The 18,525-nt window shown below is 73.6% G+C and carries 16 protein-coding genes and 1 pseudogene; 5 read left to right on the forward strand and 12 right to left on the reverse strand.

The features are described 5' to 3' along the window. Positions 1-593 (reverse strand): annotated as a pseudogene (locus tag ABZ716_RS00105) (hypothetical protein); the annotation flags it as partial. A gap of 463 nt (positions 594-1,056) precedes the next feature. On the opposite strand from ABZ716_RS00105, the gene ABZ716_RS00110 reads away from it, so the two are divergent. Next, positions 1,057-3,555 (forward strand): AAA family ATPase, encoded by a 2,499-nt coding sequence (locus ABZ716_RS00110; RefSeq protein WP_358955393.1) that lies wholly within the window; start codon positions 1,057-1,059, stop codon positions 3,553-3,555. Positions 3,556-3,621: 66 nt separating this feature from the next. Here ABZ716_RS00110 and ABZ716_RS00115 read toward each other — a convergent pair whose 3' ends face one another. The 8 genes from ABZ716_RS00115 to rimP all read right to left on the reverse strand — a co-directional run bounded on the left by ABZ716_RS00115 (position 3,622) and on the right by rimP (position 12,122). Then, positions 3,622-4,584, reverse strand: coding sequence for a bifunctional riboflavin kinase/FAD synthetase (locus ABZ716_RS00115; protein ID WP_358955396.1), 963 nt, complete (start codon positions 4,582-4,584; stop codon positions 3,622-3,624). A gap of 461 nt (positions 4,585-5,045) precedes the next feature. Then, complete coding sequence (truB, locus tag ABZ716_RS00120; protein WP_351883969.1) at positions 5,046-5,981, reverse strand: tRNA pseudouridine(55) synthase TruB; 936 nt, start codon at positions 5,979-5,981, stop codon at positions 5,046-5,048. Beyond that, the gene (rbfA, locus tag ABZ716_RS00125; protein WP_358812321.1) at positions 5,978-6,430 is read right to left on the reverse strand and encodes a 30S ribosome-binding factor RbfA; all 453 of its coding nucleotides are present in this window, start codon (positions 6,428-6,430) and stop codon (positions 5,978-5,980) included. Before rbfA ends, truB begins: the two co-directional genes overlap by 4 nt. A 33-nt stretch (positions 6,431-6,463) precedes the next feature. Continuing rightward, complete coding sequence (locus ABZ716_RS00130; protein WP_351883973.1) at positions 6,464-6,757, reverse strand: DUF503 domain-containing protein; 294 nt, start codon at positions 6,755-6,757, stop codon at positions 6,464-6,466. Positions 6,758-6,910: 153 nt separating this feature from the next. Then, complete coding sequence (infB, locus tag ABZ716_RS00135) at positions 6,911-9,994, reverse strand: translation initiation factor IF-2 (protein WP_351883975.1); 3,084 nt, start codon at positions 9,992-9,994, stop codon at positions 6,911-6,913. Between the two features lie 149 nt (positions 9,995-10,143). Beyond that, on the reverse strand, positions 10,144-10,431 hold the full coding sequence (locus ABZ716_RS00140) for a YlxR family protein (RefSeq protein ID WP_351883977.1): 288 nt from the start codon (positions 10,429-10,431) through the stop codon (positions 10,144-10,146). Positions 10,432-10,614: 183 nt separating this feature from the next. Beyond that, positions 10,615-11,622: a transcription termination factor NusA gene (gene nusA, locus ABZ716_RS00145; protein WP_351883979.1), complete on the reverse strand. Its 1,008-nt coding sequence runs from the start codon at positions 11,620-11,622 to the stop codon at positions 10,615-10,617. A 2-nt stretch (positions 11,623-11,624) separates the two neighbouring features. Next, positions 11,625-12,122: a ribosome maturation factor RimP gene (rimP, locus tag ABZ716_RS00150; RefSeq protein WP_351883981.1), complete on the reverse strand. Its 498-nt coding sequence runs from the start codon at positions 12,120-12,122 to the stop codon at positions 11,625-11,627. A 202-nt stretch (positions 12,123-12,324) separates the two neighbouring features. On the opposite strand from rimP, the gene ABZ716_RS00155 reads away from it, so the two are divergent. Genes ABZ716_RS00155 through ABZ716_RS00170 form a run of 4 tightly spaced genes read left to right on the forward strand, consistent with a single transcriptional unit; the run spans position 12,325 to position 15,213 of the window. Next, on the forward strand, positions 12,325-12,849 hold the full coding sequence (locus tag ABZ716_RS00155; RefSeq protein WP_358955399.1) for a hypothetical protein: 525 nt from the start codon (positions 12,325-12,327) through the stop codon (positions 12,847-12,849). Beyond that, the gene (locus tag ABZ716_RS00160; protein ID WP_358812319.1) at positions 12,846-13,316 is read left to right on the forward strand and encodes a ferritin-like domain-containing protein; all 471 of its coding nucleotides are present in this window, start codon (positions 12,846-12,848) and stop codon (positions 13,314-13,316) included. The genes ABZ716_RS00155 and ABZ716_RS00160 overlap by 4 nt, the downstream gene beginning before the upstream one ends. Positions 13,317-13,332: 16 nt before the next feature. Next, positions 13,333-14,235: an aminoglycoside phosphotransferase family protein gene (locus tag ABZ716_RS00165; RefSeq protein ID WP_358812318.1), complete on the forward strand. Its 903-nt coding sequence runs from the start codon at positions 13,333-13,335 to the stop codon at positions 14,233-14,235. Positions 14,236-14,277: 42 nt separating this feature from the next. Next, positions 14,278-15,213, forward strand: a complete 936-nt coding sequence (locus ABZ716_RS00170; RefSeq protein ID WP_358812317.1) for a slipin family protein — start codon at positions 14,278-14,280, stop codon at positions 15,211-15,213. Positions 15,214-15,220: 7 nt separating this feature from the next. Here ABZ716_RS00170 and ABZ716_RS00175 read toward each other — a convergent pair whose 3' ends face one another. The 3 genes from ABZ716_RS00175 to ABZ716_RS00185 form a co-directional block, all read right to left on the reverse strand. Next, positions 15,221-16,918, reverse strand: coding sequence for a proline--tRNA ligase (locus tag ABZ716_RS00175; RefSeq protein ID WP_358955401.1), 1,698 nt, complete (start codon positions 16,916-16,918; stop codon positions 15,221-15,223). 44 nt (positions 16,919-16,962) lie between these two features. Continuing rightward, the gene (locus ABZ716_RS00180; RefSeq protein WP_351883993.1) at positions 16,963-17,535 is read right to left on the reverse strand and encodes a GNAT family N-acetyltransferase; all 573 of its coding nucleotides are present in this window, start codon (positions 17,533-17,535) and stop codon (positions 16,963-16,965) included. 76 nt (positions 17,536-17,611) lie between these two features. Then, entirely contained in the window at positions 17,612-18,457 is an 846-nt protein-coding gene (locus ABZ716_RS00185; RefSeq protein WP_358812315.1) for a GNAT family N-acetyltransferase, read from the reverse strand. Between the last annotated feature and the right edge of the window lie 68 nt (positions 18,458-18,525).

The following is an 18,525-nucleotide window of genomic DNA, read 5'->3' on the forward strand; positions in this document are numbered from 1 at the left end:
TCCGCCATGCCGAGCGCTACCGGTTCAGCCTCCGCCGGGACAAGTCCCGCCCGGCCGGACTCCACCGGGGCCGCCGCCGGTTCGGTACCCACGGGACCGGGCCCTGCCGACTCGGGCTCCGCTTGGCCGGACTCCGCCATGCCGAGCGCTACCGGTTCAGCCTCCGCCGGGACAAGTCCCGCCCGGCCGGACTCCACCGGGGCCGCCGCCGGTTCGGTACCCACGGGATCGGGCCCTGCCGACTCGGGCTCCGCTTGGCCGGACTCCGCCGCGCCGAGCGCTGCCGGTTCAGGCTCCACCGGGGCGAGTTCCGTTGAGCCGAGCTCGGCCGGGACGGGCGCCGCCTGGCCGGACTCCGCCACGCCGAGGGCAGCCGGTTCGGGCTCCACCGGGTCGGGCCCTGCCGAGCCGGGATCCGCCTGGCCGGACTCCGCCGGTTCAGGCTCCGCCGCGACGGGATCCACCGGCTCGGGCTCTGCCGGGTCCGGGGAGTCGTTCTCGGCCGCCCACGGTGACGGGGCCGCGCGGCCGGAGGGCGGCACGCCGTTCGCCGTGCCCACCGTGCCGCCGCTGTCGCTGTCGGCCGACGCCATGGTCCTGTCCGCCCCCGACGCCGGCTCCCAGCCGCCCGCGGCTCCGGGCCTCCCCGCCCAGCACGGCGTGACGGCCCCGGCCGACGCCGCTCCCGCTTTTCCGGCGCCCCGCGCCGAGTCCGGCCCGTCACCAGACGCTCCGTCCACACCGGCGGTGCCCGCTGACGCCGTCCCGGCGTTCCCCGTGGCAGCCGGGGCGTCCGGTGATGGCGGGCAGGGGGCGCCGGCCAATCCGGCGTCCGCACCTGCCGCCCAGGGCCGGCTCGGTGACGACACGCCGGGGTCCCCGGCCCCGTCAGCTGCTGCGGCGGTACCTGCGCAGACGCCGTCGGGTGAGGTCCCGAGCGGGTTCCCGGCACCGAACGGCGGGTCCGCCGCCGATGCTCCGGCGCCGTCCCAGAACCCGACGCCCGGGACCTCTGCCCAGGGGGATCTGCCCGCGCTTCCGGCGCCGTTCACGGCTGTGGCGACCACTCAGGGCGGTACGCCTGCCTCCCCGGCACCGGCGGACGCGCAGCCGTCGGCTCCCGCCGATCCGGCCGACCAGGTGGGCGCGGCGGGGGGCGGCCCGACGGCCTTCCCCGCGCCGGCCGACGCACCCGCCGCGCCGTTCGCGGCCGCGGCCGACGGCCCGGGGCAGGAACCCGACCCGGCCGGGCCGGGTGCCACCCCGGACCACCCGGCTCCCACCGGGGGCACTCCGGCCTACGACTCGGCAGCCGCTACGGCACCGTCCCCGGCGGCCACCGCCACCCCGCCTGCCGCACCGGGCTACCCGGCCCCGGCCGACGCCACGCCCGGCACCCCGGCCGACAGCACTCCGCACGACGGAACAGCCCCGGCCACCGGCCCCGGCTGGCCCGTCCCGACCGACGCCACGCCGGATACCCCGGGCAACGCCACACCGCACAACGCAACGACCCCGGCCGACGGGCCAGGGCCCGCCCCGTCGGACGCCGCACCCGCCACCCCGGGCTACCCGGCTCCGGCCGACGCCACGCCCGGCGTTCCGCCGTACGGTGGGCCGGGCTCCGGAGCCGGCGACGCATCCGGGTTCGCCGGTGGCGACGGGCGGACGGCCACGCCGGTCGAGGGAGTTGCGGTGGTACCCGCGGCCGCCGGCCAGGGGCCGTACGCACCCGCGGGCACCCCGGCCGCGGGGTCGGGCGGTGAACTGCCGCCGCTGCCGCCCGCCTTCACTTCCGGCCCGCCCCAGGGATACGGGTTCCCGCAGGGCCCCGCCGAGCAGCCCCAGACCCCCCACGGGTACGGCTTCCCGCAGGATGCCGCCGGCGCCCAGCCCCCGGCACCCCAGACCCCGCACGGCTACGGGTTCCCCCCGCAACAGCCCCAGCAGCCGCACACCCCGCAGGGGCACGGCTTCCCGCAGGGCACCGCCCAGCAGCCCCCCGCCCCCCAGGCGACCGGAGCCCCGGCGGAACCGGCGCAGCCCCAGGCCCCGCACGGGTACGGGTTCCCCCCGGAGCAGACCCCCCAGCCGCAAGCCCCGCAGGCGTCCGGGGCCCCGGCGCAGCCGCAGGCCGAGGCCCCGCACGGGTACGGGCTCCCCCCGGAACAGCCCCAGCAGCCGCACACCCCGCAGGGGTACGGCTTCCCTCAGGGCACCGGCCAGCAGCCCCCCGCCCCCCAGACGACCGGGACCCCCGCGGAGCCGGCGCAGCCCCAGGCCCCGCAGGGGTACGGGTTCCCGGCCGGGCAGGGGCCGCAGCCGCAGGCTCCACACGGGTACGGGTTCCCGCCCGTCACCCCGCAGCCGCAGCCCTACGGCTTCTCCCCGCACGCGCAGGCGCACCCCCAGGGCCCCTACCAGCAGCAGCCGCCCGGGCAGGGCCCCGGCGCGCCGCTCGGGTACACCGCCGCCGTCGAGCTGTCGTCCGACCGGCTGATCCGTGCCAAGCAGAAGCCCAAGCCCGCCCGCTCCGGCTTCCGCTTCGGCGGAAAGGCCGCCGAGGCCGACCGCCAGCGCAAGCTGGAGCTCATCCGGACGCCGGTGATGTCGTGCTACCGCATCGCCGTGATCAGCCTCAAGGGCGGCGTCGGCAAGACCACGACGACCACCGCCCTCGGCGCCACCCTCGCCACCGAGCGCCAGGACAAGATCCTGGCCATCGACGCGAACCCCGACGCCGGCACCCTCGGCCGCCGCGTCCGCCGCGAGACCGGCGCGACCATCCGGGACCTGGTGCAGGCGATCCCGTACCTGCACTCGTACATGGACATCCGGCGGTTCACCTCGCAGGCACCCTCCGGCCTGGAGATCATCGCCAACGACGTGGACCCGGCGGTCTCGACCACCTTCAACGACGAGGACTACCGCCGCGTCATAGAGACGCTCGGCCGCCAGTACCCGATCATCCTCACCGACTCGGGCACCGGACTCCTCTACTCCGCCATGCGCGGGGTCCTGGACCTGGCCGATCAGCTGATCATCATCTCGACCCCGTCCGTGGACGGCGCGAGCAGCGCCAGCACCACGCTCGACTGGCTCTCCGCCCACGGTTACGCGGATCTCGTCTCGCGCTCGATCACCGTCATCTCCGGGGTCCGCGAGACCGCCAAGATGATCAAGGTCGAGGACATCGTTCAGCACTTCGAGACCCGCTGCCGGGGCGTCGTCGTGGTGCCGTTCGACGAGCACCTCGCGGCCGGCGCCGAGGTGGACCTGGACCTGATGCGGCCCAAGACCCGGGAGGCGTACTTCAACCTGTCCGCCCTGGTCGCGGAGGACTTCGTCCGGGCCCAGCAGCAGGCCGCGCAGGGGCACTGGAACGGCCCCCAGCCCGCCCAGCCCCAGCAGCCCCAGGGGCCGTACGGGCAGCAGCCCTACCCGCAGCCCGGCCAGAGCTGGCCGCAGCAGCCCCCGGCCCCCGCACCGGCCCCCGCACCGGCGCCGGCGCCGCAGCATCCCGCCCAGCCCCCGCGCGATCCGCGGCTCGGCTGACAACGCCGGAGGGCCCGTACCGTCCAGGTCCAGGACGGTACGGGCCCTCCGCGCAAACGGGGCGGCCTAGCGGCGGGCGGCGGCGTCGAAGGCGTCCGTCAGGCCGCGCGCCCGCTTCACGTCGTCGGCGATGGCCTCCAGCAGCCCGTCGAGCGAGTCGAACTTCGCCATCCCCCGCACGTACGCGAGGAATTCGACCGACACGTGCTTCCCGTACAGGTCCAGCCCGAGGCGGTCGATCGCGTACGCCTCGACGGTCCGCTCGGTCGCGTCGAACTGCACGTTCGTACCGACCGAGATCGCCGCCGGCATCCGCTCGCCGTCCGCCGTCAGCCAGCCCGCGTACACCCCGTCGGCCGGGATCGCGGTGTGCGGGGCCGTCTCGACGTTGGCCGTCGGGTAGCCCAGCTCGCGCCCGCGCTGCGCACCGCGCACCACGACGCCCTCGACCCGGTGCGGGCGGCCCAGGATCTCGGCGGCGACCTCCATGTCCCCCTCGGCGACCAGCTTGCGCGCCAGCGTGGAGGAGAACGGCACGCCGCCGCCCGCCTCGCCGCGCTCGACCAGGTCCACGACCTCGACCCCGTAGTCGTACGTGGAGCCCAGCTCGCGCAGGAAGTCGACGGTTCCGGCGGCGCGGTGGCCGAAGCGGAAGTTCGGGCCCTCGATGACGGCGCGCGCCTGCAGCTTGTCGACCAGCACCTTGACGATGAAGTCGGCCGGGGACAGCTGGGAGAACTCCGCCGTGAACGGCAGGACCAGCAGCGCGTCGACGCCGAGACCGGCCATCAGCTCGGCGCGGCGGTCGTACGAGGCCAGGATCGGCGGGTGGCTGCCGGGGCGGACGACCTCGCTCGGGTGCGGGCTGAAGGTGACGACCACCGAGGGCAGGCCCAGGGCGCGGGCCTTCGCCACGGCCCGTCCGATGATCAGCTGGTGTCCCCGGTGCACACCGTCGTAGGAGCCGATGGTGACGACGCTGCGTCCCCAGTCCTGGGGGATGTCCTCCAAGCCACGCCAGCGCTGCACTGTGACCGCTCCTCGCCCGAACCCGTGTAGTCCTCGTACCGCATTGCCCATTGCAGGACTAAGACTGCCATGCCCCCGCCCCGGTCCCCGCATCGGAGTCCGGCAGCGCCGCCGCCCGCCCCGGCCGGGCTCGGGTGACGTCCGGGGCGGACCGGCTCAGGGTCTCCTCCGTACGACGGGCGCCCCGCCCGATCAGCGCCGCCGCCTCCGCTCCGGACGCGGCCAGCCGGCGGGCGACCAGCGCCCCGAACACCGGGACGAAGAGCGCGTGAGCCGAAAGCGCCCCCTTATGCTCCTTCCGTTCACTCCGAGCGCCTGCTCGGTCGAGTGAATCCGGGGCTCCGGGTGGATAGATAGCTGTCCGAGGGGGGTCGTGGAACGGTGAGCGACGGCCCTTGCGCCGCGCTCACCGCTCCACGTCACCATCGCGACGCCAGACTCGCGACGTCACACGGACCGGCTCAGACGAAGACCGCCAGGGACTTCGCCTTGCCGCCCTTGCTCTCGACGAGCCCGAGCAGCTGCCCCTGCGGCCCGTAGACGGCGACGGTCCGGCCGTCCCGGTACTCGTCCGGCATCTCGATCCGCACCCCGTTGGCCAGCAGCGAGGCCCGCCGGGCGTCGAGGTCCCAGCGCGCGAACGCGGCCGCGGCCGCCTCGCCGATCGGCATGACCGTCAGCTCCTCCTGGAGCTGGTCCAGCGTGCGCGCCATGTCGAGCTTGTAGGGGCCCACCCGCGTGCGCCGCAGCGCCGTGAGGTGGCCGCCCACGCCCAGGTCGGCGCCCAGGTCGCGGGCCAGGGCACGGATGTAGGTACCGCTGGAGCAGACGACGGAGACGACCAGGTCGACGACCTTGGTGCCGTCCTCGGCCTCCGCCTCCCGCATGTCGTACACCTGGAACGACGAGATGGTCACCGGCCGGGCCGGGATCTCGAAGTCCTCGCCGTCGCGGGCGCGCTTGTACGAGCGCACGCCCTTGATCTTGATGGCGCTGACCTTGGACGGGACCTGCATGATCTCGCCGGTCAGCTTGGCGATCCCCGCGTCCACCGCTTCCCGGGTGACCCCGGAGGCGTCGGCGGACGCGGTGATCTCGCCCTCGGCGTCGTCCGTGAGGGTGTACTGCCCGAGGCGGATCGTCCCGAGGTACTCCTTCTCGGTCAGCGCGAGGTGGCCGAGGAGCTTGGTGGCCTTCTCGACGCCGAGGACGAGGACGCCCGTCGCCATGGGATCGAGGGTGCCGGCGTGGCCGACGCGGCGGGTCTTGGCGATCCCGCGCATCTTGGCGACCACGTCGTGCGAAGTGAAGCCCGCGGGCTTGTCGACGATGACAAGCCCTCCCGCAGCCTCCGGCCGGGAGGGGCCCCCGGGCTTCTTCCCTGCGTCAGTGCTCATTCCGCGGCTGCGTCCTCGTCGTCCTCGTCGCCCGGCTTCTTGTACGGGTCGGCCTCACCGGCGTACTGGGCACCGGAGGACACCTCGCGCACATGGGCGTCGGAGGCGCGCGCCTTGTCGAGGAGGGTCTCGATGGTCTTGGCGTTCTCCGGGAGGGCGTCCGCGACGAAGGTCAGGGTGGGCGTGAACTTGGTCCCCGCCGCCCGGCCGACCGCGGAGCGCAGCACGCCCTTGGCGCTCTCCAGGCCCGCTGCCGCGCTGGCCCGGTCCTCGTCGTCCCCGTAGACCGTGTAGAAGACCGTGGCCTCCCGCAGGTCGCCGGTGACCCGGGTGTCGGTGATCGTCACGTGCGTGCCGAGGCGGGGGTCCTTGACTCCACGCTGCAGCTTCTGCGCCACCACCTCCCGGATGAGGTCCGCCAGCTTCTTCGCCCGCGCATTGTCGGCCACTGGTCCGTCTCCTTCTTCCTTGCAGACAAGCAATCAGTCTTCATCACCGTGGAACCGCCGCCTGACGGACAGCAGCTCCACTTCCGGACGCGCCGCGACCAGCCGCTCGCAGCGGTCCAGCACGTCCGACACGAACCCCGCGTCACCGCTCACCAGGGCCACCCCTAGGCGGGCCCTGCGGTGCAGGTCCTGGTCTCCCACCTCGGCGGCGCTCACGGCGAACTTGCGCTGGAGCTCGGCGACGATGGGCCGGACGACGGAGCGTTTCTCCTTCAGCGAGTGGACGTCGCCGAGGAGCAGATCGAAGGACAGAGTCCCCACGTACATGCAGTTCCGGATATCCCGCCGGTGCGGGTTCGGTGGCCTGCCGGCCGTCGCGCGGCAGGGTCACCAAAACCGTACACGCAACGGCCGGGGCCGATCGACGGATATTCCGCCGACCGGCCCCGGGCTTACGACACGGTGCGAACCGCCTCGCGCTTACGCGCGGGGCTTCTCGCGCATCTCGTACGTCGCGATGACGTCGTCGATCTTGATGTCGTTGAAGGAGCCGAGGTTGATACCGCCCTCGAAGCCTTCGCGGATCTCGGTGACGTCGTCCTTGAAGCGGCGCAGACCGGAGATGGTGAGGTTCTCGGCGATGACCTTGCCATCGCGCAGGAGCCGCGCCTTGGTGTTGCGCTTGACCTCGCCCGAGCGGACCAGGACACCGGCGATGTTGCCCAGCTTGGACGAGCGGAAGATCTCGCGGATCTCCGCCGTACCGAGCTCGACCTCTTCGTACTCCGGCTTGAGCAGACCCTTCAGGGCCGCCTCGATCTCCTCGATGGCCTGGTAGATCACCGAGTAGTACCGGACGTCGACGCCCTCGCGGTCCGCCATCTGCGCGGCACGGCCGGCCGCACGGACGTTGTAACCGATGACGATGGCGTCGGAGCCCATCGCCAGCGAGATGTCCGACTCGGTGACCGCACCCACACCGCGGTGCAGGACGCGGATGTCGACCTCTTCGCCGACGTCGAGCTGGAGCAGCGAGGACTCGAGGGCCTCGACCGCACCGGACGCGTCGCCCTTGATGATGAGGTTGAGTTCCTGGACCAGACCGGCCTTGAGGACCGAGTCGAGGTCTTCCAGGGACACCCGGCGGACGCGCTTGGCGAAGTTGGCGTTGCGCTCACGCGCAGCACGCTTCTCGGCGATCTGACGGGCGGTGCGGTCCTCGTCGACGACGAGGAAGTTGTCGCCGGCACCGGGGACGTTGGTGAGACCCAGGACCAGGACGGGGGTCGACGGACCCGCTTCCTCGACGTTGTTGCCCTTGTCGTCGAGCATGGCGCGCACGCGGCCGTAGGCGTCGCCCACGACCATCGTGTCGCCGACGCGGAGGGTACCGCGCTGGACGAGGACGGTGGCGACGGCACCGCGGCCGCGGTCGAGGTGGGACTCGATCGCAATACCCTGAGCGTCCTGCTCGGGGTTGGCGCGCAGGTCGAGCGAGGCGTCGGCGGTGAGGACGACGGCCTCCAGCAGGGAGTCGATGTGCAGACCCTGCTTGGCGGAGATGTCGACGAACATCGTGTCGCCGCCGTACTCCTCGGCCACCAGACCGAACTCGGTCAGCTGACCGCGGACCTTGACCGGGTCCGCACCCTCGACGTCGATCTTGTTGACCGCGACGACGATCGGGACGCCGGCGGCCTTGGCGTGGTTGAGCGCCTCGATCGTCTGCGGCATGACGCCGTCGTTGGCCGCGACCACGAGGATCGCGATGTCGGTCGACTTCGCACCACGGGCACGCATGGCGGTGAACGCCTCGTGACCCGGGGTGTCGATGAAGGTGATCTTGCGCTCTTCACCGTTGACCTCGGTGCCCACCTGGTAGGCACCGATGTGCTGGGTGATGCCGCCGGCCTCGCCCGCGACGACGTTCGTCTTGCGGATGGCGTCGAGGAGGCGGGTCTTACCGTGGTCGACGTGACCCATGACGGTGACGACCGGCGGACGCGGCAGCAGGAACTCCTCGCCGCCCTCGTCCTCGCCGAACTCGATGTCGAAGCCCTCGAGGAGCTCGCGGTCCTCCTCCTCCGGGCTGACGATCTGAACGGTGTAGTTCATCTCGCCGGCGAGGAGCTGGAGGGTCTCGTCGGAGACGGACTGCGTGGCAGTGACCATCTCGCCGAGGTTCATCATGACCGCGACCAGCGACGCCGGGTTGGCGTTGATCTTCTCCGCGAAGTCGGTGAGGGACGCACCGCGCGACAGGCGAACGGTCTCGCCGTTGCCGCGGGGCAGCATCACGCCGCCCACGGACGGGGCCTGCATGGCCTCGTACTCCTGGCGCCTCTGACGCTTCGACTTGCGGCCACGACGGGCCGGACCCCCGGGACGGCCGAAGGCGCCCTGCGTGCCACCGCGGGCACCGGGACCGCCGGGACGGCCACCGAAGCCGGGACGACCGCCGCCACCGGCACCGGCCGGGCCGCCGCCGAAGCCGCCGCCACCCGGACGCGGGCCGCCGAAGCCGCCGCCGGCCGGACGCGAGCCGGGACCGGCCGGACGGCCGGCGAAGCCGCCGCCGCCGGGACGACCCGGACCGCCGGGACGGCCTGCGCCGCCCGGACCGGGACGGGGGCCGCCGCCGGGACGGGGGCCGGGACCGCCGGCAGCGGGACGCTGCGGCATCATGCCGGGGTTCGGACGGTTACCACCGGGGGCACCGCCCGGACGCGGGGCGCCGCCCTGCGGACGGGGCATGCCGCCCGGGGTGGGACGACCCGCACCGGGACCCTGCGGACGCGGAGCGCCGCCGGGACCACCCTGCGGGCGGGGAGCACCCTGGCCGCCGCCGGCGCCGGGGGCACCGGGACGCGGGGCACCGGCCGGACGGGGCGCCTGCGGGCGCGCCATACCGGTGGAGCCGCCGGAGGTGAACGGGTTGTTGCCCGGACGGGGACCGGCCGGACGGGAGCCCTGCGGACGCGGGGCCGGAGCACCCGGACGCGGGGCCTGGGCACCGGGGGTGGCGCCGGCCGGACGCGGGGCGCCGGGACGTGCGCCGGACTGGCCCTGGGCGGCCGGACGCTGCTGCGCCGGACGGGGGCCGGGGGCCGCGGCGGCCGGACGCGCGGGGGCGGCCGGGGGCGCGGTGAACTCGGTCGCCACGGGAGCCGCCGGAGCGGGCTTCGGGGCGGCCGGAGCCTTGGGGCCGGGACGCGGGCCGGGAGCGGCCGGAGTCACCGGGGCGGAAGCCGCGGGGGCCTCGGCAGCGGCCGGCTTGGGGGCCGGTGCGCCGGGCTTGGGGGCGGCGGGACGTGCCGCGGCGGCCGGGGAGGGCGCCGCGGGCTTGGCGGGCGCGGCCTTGCGGGGCGCGCCGGGCTTCGCAGCGGACTTGCCGGCGTTGCCGCCGGGCCCCTGCAGTGCGTCAGTCAACTTGCGTACAACCGGCGCCTCGATCGTCGAGGACGCCGAACGGACGAATTCACCGAGTTCCTGGAGCTTGGCCATGACGACCTTGCTCTCAACCCCGAACTCCTTGGCGAGTTCGTATACCCGGACCTTAGCCACATCGCTCCTTTTAGGTCCGGGTTACGCCGGACCGTCGCTACTTCATGGGCGTACTCATCGCGTACTCATCGAGTGCTCATCGCAATCTCGACCTACTTCCAACTCGCGAGGTACCTGACCGCACGGCGGTGTCCGTGCCGTACTTCTTCTTACGGTGTCGCCTCGGCCTGGACGGCCAGGGCCGTGCGCAGTCCGTCCGTGTCGAGCGGTCCAGCGGACCGGAGGGCCCGGGGGAACGCTCTGCGCCGGACGGCCTGGTCGAGGCAGACCACGGCGGGGTGCACGTACGCACCCCGGCCGGGCAGCGTACCGCGAGGATCAGGGACGCATGCGTCCCCGACCGCCACGATGCGCAGCAGATCGCTCTTGGCCGCTCGCTCCCGGCACCCCACACAGGTGCGTTCGGGACATGCGCGGGCTTGCGTCCGGCCAGACACGCCTAAGTCTACCTCCCCGCACCGACCTCACCCCTTCAGGGGAAAAATCGAACGGATGTCGTTGTGATCCACGGAGGGGCCTCACATCCGAGGACCCTCATTTCTACTGGTCGGTAAGGCCCGGCGGGTAGCGATTTATTCCCGCACGGGCACCATTTCCGGCCAGTTCCCGACCCGGACCGGTCAGTCCCGGTCGCCGGCGCCCTCGTCGGGCGCGGTCTCGGTGTCCGGCCGGATGTCGATGCGCCAGCCGGTGAGCCGCGCGGCGAGGCGGGCGTTCTGGCCCTCCTTGCCGATGGCCAGGGACAGCTGGTAGTCGGGGACGGTCACCCGCGCGGAGCGCGAGTCCCAGTCGACGACGTCGACCGCGCTCACCCGGGCGGGTGACAGGGCGTTCGCCACCATCTCCGCCGGGTCGTCCGACCAGTCGACGATGTCGATCTTCTCGCCGTGCAGCTCGGCCATGACGTTGCGCACCCGGCTGCCCATCGGGCCGATGCAGGCGCCCTTGGGGTTCAGGCCCGAACGGGTGGACCGGACGGCGATCTTGGTGCGGTGGCCCGCCTCACGGGCGATCGCGGAGATCTCGACGCTGCCGTCGGCGATCTCCGGGACCTCCAGGGCGAAGAGCTTCTTCACCAGGTTGGGGTGGGTGCGCGACAGGGTCACGGACGGACCGCGGACACCCTTCGCCACCCGCACGACGTACGCCTTCAGACGGAGCCCGTGCGGGTACTCCTCGCCGGGGACCTGCTCCTGCACGGGCAGGATGGCCTCCAGCTTGCCGATGTCGACCAGGACGTTCTTGGGGTCCTTGCCCTGCTGGACGACGCCGGTGATGACGTCGCCCTCACGGCCGGCGAACTCGCCGAAGGTCAGGTCGTCCTCGGCGTCGCGCAGACGCTGGAGGATCACCTGCTTGGCGGTCGTCGCGGCGATCCGGCCGAAGTCCGACGGGGTGTCGTCGAACTCCTTGGGCTCCTGCCCCTCCTCGAGATCGCGCGGGTCCTCGGTCGCCCACACGACCACATGGCCGTTGGTACGGTCCAGGACCACCCGGGCGCGGCGGTAGCTGCCCTCGGTGCGGTGGTACGCGATGAGGAGGGCCGACTCGATCGCCTCGACGAGCAGGTCGAAGGAGATCTCCTTCTCCCGGACCAGACCCCGCAGGGCACTCATGTCGATGTCCACGGCTACGCCTCCTCTTCCTTCTTGTCCTTGCGGTTGAACTCGATCTCGACACGCGCCTTGGCGATGTCGGTGAACGCGATGCGGCGGGCGGTTGCCTTGCGGCCCTTCACGCCCGGGATTTCGAGGTCCATGCCCTCGTCGTCGACGCCGAGGATGCGGGCGACCAGCTCCCCGTCCTGCGCCAGCTGGAACTTCACGAGACGGCCGGTGGCCCGCACGAAGTGGCGGTGCTCGCTCAGGGGGCGGTCCGCGCCCGGGGAGCTGACTTCGAGGACGTACTCGTCCTCGCCCATCACATCGGACGCGTCGAGCGCGTCGGAGACCTCACGGCTCAGTTCGGCGCACGCGTCCAGTTCCACGCCTTCGTCGGAATCCACGACGACCCTCAGCATCCGGCGCCTGCCCGCCTTGGAAAGCTCGATCTCTTCGAGGTCCAGGCCCTTGGCGGCGACGAGCGGCTCCAGCAGTCCGCGCAGCCTGTCGCTCTGGGTGGTGCTCATCCGGGTGACTCCTCGGCCGCGTGTGCTGTTGTGGTTTTCCGTCGCGTGTCAGGTCAAAGGGTATCCGGTCGCGGAGGGTGTTGCCGTCCGCGCCGCCGGGCGGACCCCCGGGTACCGTGATCACACCTTGCCCCGCCATCACCCCGAGGACGGCACCGTGCCCTGGACCTTGCCTTCGAGGCCCTCGCCCTCACGCAGGAGCGTGCTCGCCGGAGCCGCCGCGGCGGCGGCCGGATCCGTGCTGGTCAGCGGGTGTACCGGCGAGGGCGCCCCGGCCGGCGCGGACAGCGGGATTTCACTCGAACGGCGGATGCGGGAGGGCGCCGTCCGGGACAGCCGGCGGCTGCTGGAACGTTACGACGCCACCGCGGCGGCCCACCCGGATCTCGCCGAGCGGCTGACACCGCTGCGGGAGGCGGTCGCCGCCCACACCAGGGCTCTGGCCCTCACCACCCCCAAGGCCGGACCGGAGCCGTCCCGCGCCGCCTCCCCTTCCGCGTCCGCCCCGCCCTCGCCCAGCGCTCCGGCGGCCGGCAGGGCGGAGGTCCCGGCGAAGCCCGCCGAAGCGCTGAGCGCGCTCGCGGACGCCGAGCGCAGCCTGTCCGAGGCCCGGACCATCGCCCTGGCCGGCGCCCCCGGGGAGCTGGCCAGGATGCTGGCCTCGGTGGCGGCCTGCGGGGCCGTCCACGCCTACCTGCTGACCTCGAACCCGGGAGCCGCCTCATGACCGCCGCCGTCAAGCCCTCCCCCTCCTCCGGCGGCCGCGCCCTGGAGGCCGCGCAGGCGGCGCTGGCCGCCGAGCACGCGGCGACGTACGGGTACGGGGTCGTCGGCGCCCGGATCGCGCCGGCCCGGGCGACCGAGGCCCGCGAGGCGTACGGGCACCACCTCTCGCGCCGGGACAGGCTCGCCCGGACCGTCCGGGAGCTGGGCGGCGCCCCCCGGCCCTCCGAGGCGGCGTACGCCCTGCCGTTCGAGGTGCGCTCCCCGGACGACGCCGAGCGCCTCGCCGCCGACATCGAGGACCGGGTGGCGGGCGCCTACTCCGACCTCGTACGGGCGGCGGACGGCCAGTTGCGCCGCGACGCGGCTGACGCCCTGAGCGCCGCGGCCGTGCGCGCGGCACGCTGGCGCGGTGTCGGCGTAGCCTTCCCTGGGCTCACCGAACGCTCGGAGGGGGCCCGTACCAGCTGAAAGGGACCACGCACGCATGGCTTTCGAACCGCCGCAGCGGCTCGTACGGGCGCTCGGCGAGCTGCCGCGGACAGCGCAGGACACGCAGTGGCTGGAGCGGCTGCCCGAGATCGCCAAGGAGGCGCTGGACCGGCGTGAGGTGGCGGCCCAGCGGGCGCTGGCGCCGGGCGGCCGCAGCAGCCTGGTGATCCTGGTGCGCTACGCCGACGGCACCCCGGCCGCCCTGAAGCTGGCGCCGCCGGTGGCCCGGCCCGACCGGGAGCTGGCCGCGCTGGCCCACTGGGGCGGTTTCGGAGCGGTACGGGTGCTGGACTCGCGCCACCACGAGGACGACGGGGGACTGCTGCTGGAGCGGCTGCGGGCGGACGTCTCGCTGCGCTCGCTGCCGGAGGCCAAGGCCCTGCTGGAGGCGTGCGGCACGCTGCGGCGGCTGTGGGTGCGCCCGGCGGCCGGGCACCCCTTCGAGACGGTGGCCGAGCGCACGGCGGCCCAGGCCGAGGCGATGCGTACGGCGCCGCCGGAGACGCGGGCGCTGGCGGACACGGCGCTGTCGCTGCGCGAGGAGCTGACCGCCCTGCCGCCGGAGGAACTGCTGCTGCACGGGAACTTCCGCCAGGGCAAGGTGCTGGCGGGCGAGCGGGCGCCCTGGCTGACGGTGGGCCCGGACCCGCTGGTCGGCGAGCGGGCGTACGACCTGGCCCGGCTGGTGCGCGACCGACTGGAGGACCAGATGGCCTCGTCGGCGGGGGCCTCGGGGGCGCGGCGGCGGGTGAACAAGCTGGCCGATTCCCTGGAGGTGGACCGGGAGCGGCTGCGGGGCTGGACGGTGTTCCGGGCGGTGGAGTCGGGGGTGCGCGCGCTGGCCGCGGGGCGGCGGCGGGATGCGGAGCTTCTGCTGGAGTTCGCGGCCTGGCTGTAGGGCATACCGTAGTAAAAGGGTTATGCCGGGCAGGGGGCCGTCATGGTCGAGGAACTGCTGACAGCGGGAATCGCCGCCGCCGTGGGTGTCGCCGTCTATCTGGGCGCCGCGGCGCGGGTGGTGAAGCAGTACGAGCGGGGCTTGGTCTTCCGCTTCGGCCGGCTGCGCGAGGGTGTGCGTCCTCCCGGTTTCACGATGGTCCTCCCGGTGGCGGAGCGTCTCCAGAAGGTGAACCTCCAGATCGTCACCCTGCCCATTCCGGCGCAGGAGGGGATCACCCGGGACAACGTCACGGTGCGGGTGGACGCGGTCGTGTACTTCAAGGTGGTCGACCCGGCGAGCGCGATCATCGCGGTGGAGGACTACCGGTTCGCCGTCTCGCAGATGGCGCAGACCTCGCTGCGGTCGATCATCGGCAAGAGCGATCTGGACGACCTGCTGTCGAACCGCGAGAAGCTCAACCAGGGCCTGGAGCTGATGATCGACAGCCCGGCGATCGGCTGGGGCGTGCAGATCGACCGGGTGGAGATCAAGGACGTCTCCCTTCCGGAGACCATGAAGCGCTCGATGGCCCGGCAGGCGGAGGCCGACCGCGAGCGCCGCGCCCGCGTGATCAACGCGGACGCGGAACTCCAGGCTTCGCACAAGCTGGCCGAGGCCGCGGCGGTGATGTCGGACCAGCCGGCGGCGCTTCAGCTGCGTCTGCTCCAGACGGTGATCGCGGTGGCGGCGGAGAAGAACTCCACGCTGGTCCTGCCGTTCCCGGTGGAGCTCCTGCGCTTCCTGGAACGCGCGGCCCCGACACCGCCGGCCTCCCCCGCGACCCCGCCTCCGGAGGCCGAGGATCCTGAGCCCCCGGCGCCGCCGGTGGACCTGGCCGACCAGCCGCTGCGCGCCGCCGGCCCGCCCCTGGAGGGCCTCCCCCCGGTACCCGGTCTCCTGGGCCCCGTCGCACCGCAGGAGCCGCCGCAGGCGTAGGTCCCCGCTACGCCAGCCGCCCCAGGGCCTCCTCCAGCGGCAGTTCCTCCCGGGTGGCCGTGCGCCGGTCCTGGAGCTCGACCACCCCGTCCGCCGAGCGGCGTCCGGCCACGAGGATCCACGGGACGCCGATCAGCTCGGCGTCCGTGAGCTTCACCCCCGGCGACACGCCGGTCCGGTCGTCCAGCAGGACCCGCCTGCCCGCGGCCGCGAGGGACTGCGCGGCGCGCTCGGCCAGCTCCAGCGGGACGGCCTTGCCCGCCGCCACCACGTGGACGTCCGCCGGGGCCACCTCGGCCGGCCAGCACAGGCCGCGCTCGTCGGCCGTCTGCTCGGCCAGCGCGGCCACCGCCCGGGAGACGCCGATGCCGTACGAGCCCATGGTGACCCGCACCGGCTTGCCCTGCGGGCCGAGCACGTCCAGCCCGAAGGCGTCGGCGTACTTCCGGCCCAGCTGGAAGATGTGCCCGATCTCGATCGCCCGGTCCAGGCGCAGCCCCGCACCGCAGGCCGGGCAGGGGTCGCCGGGCTCGACGACGACCACGTCCAGGTACCGGTCCACCTGGAAGTCGCGCCCGCAGACCACGTTCCGGGCGTGCGTGTCAGGCTTGTTGGCCCCCGTCACCCATGCCGTGCCGGGCGCCACCCGGGGGTCGGCGAGGTAGGGGACCTTCTCCAGGCCCTGCGGGCCGACGTAGCCGCGTACCAGGTCGGGCCGGCCGGAGAAGTCCTCGGCCGTGACCAGTTCCACCACCGCCGGCGCCAGGTGCTCGGCGAGTTTGCCCAGGTCCACCTCCCGGTCCCCCGGTACACCGACCGCCGTGATCTCGCCGTCGACCTTGACCAGGAGGTTCTTCAGCGTGGCGGACGCGGGGACGCCCAGGTGCGCGGCGAGGGTCTCGATGGTGGGCGTGTCCGGGGTCGGGATCTCCTCCAGCGGGGGGTGACCGTCGCCGGTGCCGGGCCGCGCCGCGAACGTGACGGCCTCGGTGTTGGCCGCGTAGTCGCAGGAGGGGCAGTCCACGAAGGTGTCCTCGCCCGCCCCGGCCGGCGCCAGGAACTCCTCGGACGCCGAGCCGCCCATCGCCCCCGACACGGCCGACACGATCCGGTGGTCGAGCCCGAGCCGCCGGAAGATGCGGATGTACGCCTCGCGGTGGAGCCGGTAGGACTCCTCCAGCCCTTCCTGCGTGATGTCGAAGGAGTACGAGTCCTTCATCTGGAACTCGCGCCCGCGCAGCACCCCGGAACGGGGGCGGGCCTCGTCGCGGTACTTGGTCTGGATCTGGTAGAGCATCACGGGCAGGTCCTTGTAGGACGTGCACTGGTCCTTCACCACGAGGGTGAAGATCTCCTCGTGGGTGGGTCCGAGCAGGTAGTCCGCGCCCTTGCGGTCCCTGAGCCGGAACAGCAGGTCGCCGTACTCGGACCAGCGGCCGCTGACCTCGTACGGCTCCTTGGGCAGCAGCGCCGGCAGCAGCACCTCCTGGGCCCCGATCGCGTCCATCTCCTCGCGGACCACGCGGGAGACGTTGTCGAGGACCTTCTTGCCGAGCGGCAGCCAGGTCCACACCCCGGCCGAGCTGCGCCGGACGTAACCGGCGCGGACCAGGAGCCGGTGGCTGAGGGTCTCGGCGTCGGCCGGGTCCTCGCGGAGGGTCCTGGCCATCAGCCGGGACATGCGCTGCACGTGTTGCGTAGACATGCTCCGAGGCTAGCGGGGCCCCGGCCGTCCCCGGCAACGCGTTTTCAGGGCCGGAGCAGCGGCAGCGGCGCGCCCATGACGGCGTACGGGAGGCTCGCGCTCGGGAAGTGGACCTTCCGGGCCAGGTCCCGGTAGCCGAGGGCCCGGTAGAGGCCGCGGGCCGGGCTGTCGGTGTCGATGGCGGAGAGGATGGAGCGCGGCTCGGCGGCGCTGTCGGTGATCCGCGTGATGAGGGCGCGGCCGACGCCCAGGCCCTGGAAGCCGGGGTGGACGTGCAGCTCGGTGATGACGAACGAGTGGTCGAGCCAGTGCTCGGAGCCGGCGGCCCGCAGGTAGGGCTCGACGATGGTGGACCACCAGTGGGTCCGGTCGTTGGGCATCCCGTACACGAAGCCGGCGAGGGCCCCGTCGTCGGTGAAGGCGCCGAGGGCGCGGGCGCCGCGGCAGGTCATGTGGCGCTGGACGATGTAGCGCCGGATGCCGACCTCCTCCTCGCTGAGCCCGAAGGCCACGGCCTGCACGCGCAGGGCTTCGTCCACGCGGCCGGCGAGGTCGAGGTGCCCGATGCGCAGTCCAGCGGGCCGTGCGGGGTCGTCGCCCCCGGGGGTAGGCAGCATGCGGCCGACCATACTTCGGGGCGGGGCCGCTCCGGTACGGCTTGAGGGACGAATCCGGCCGCGCGGGGCCACCGGTTCAGAACAGCACGCTCATGAACTCCCCCACCTCGCGGAACCCCACCCGCCGGTAGGCGGCCCGCGCGGCGGTGTTGAAGTCGTTGACGTAGAGGCTGACCACGGGGGCGACGTCGCGCAGGGCGTACTCCACCACGGCCGCCATGCCGGTCTCGGAGTGCCCGCGGCCGCGGAACTCGGGGGCCACCCAGACGCCCTGGATCTGGCACGCCTGGGCGGTGGCGGCGCCGATCTCGGCCTTGAAGACGACCTTGCCGTCCTCCACGCGGGCGAACGAGCGTCCGCCGCCGACCAGTTCGGCGACGCGGGCCTGGTAGAGCAGGCCGCCGTCCCCGGCGAGGGGGGAGACGCCGACCTCCTCGGTGAACATGGCCACGCAGGCGGGCATGATCAGGTCCATCTCCTCCTTGCGGATCCGGCGCACGAGCGGGTCGGGCGCGATCTCGGCGGAGGGGGTCCGGGTGACCATGAGGGGCTGGCGGGGGCGGACGTCGCGGGCCGGGCCCCAGCTGGGTTCGAGGAGTTGCCACAGCAGCCGGGTGGCGGAGGAGGGGCCGACGATGGAGGAGCAGCGGCGGCCGGTGCGGCGGGCCCGGTCGGCGAAGGCGCGGACGGCGTCGGGACCGGCGCAGACGGGGACCAGGTTGGCGCCGGCGTAGCACAGGGAGCGGAGCTCGCCTTCGCGGTACCAGCCCCACATCTCGCCGCCCAGGCGCCAGGGGTCGAGTCCGGCGACCTGGACCCGGGAGGTGACGAAGGCGTTCTCGACCGGCTCGCGTCCGAGGACGGCGAGCGCGGCGTCCAGATCACTGGGTTCAAGGACCCGGGTGGTGGTCTGCGTCAACACTGGGGCCTCACCGTGCAAGTCTGCTGATCTCCGCACTGTACCCGCCGGGGCGCGGGGATGCCGCGTCG

The organism is Streptomyces sp. NPDC006687 (genome assembly GCF_040636215.1).
Classification (GTDB): Bacteria; Actinomycetota; Actinomycetes; order Streptomycetales; family Streptomycetaceae; genus Streptomyces.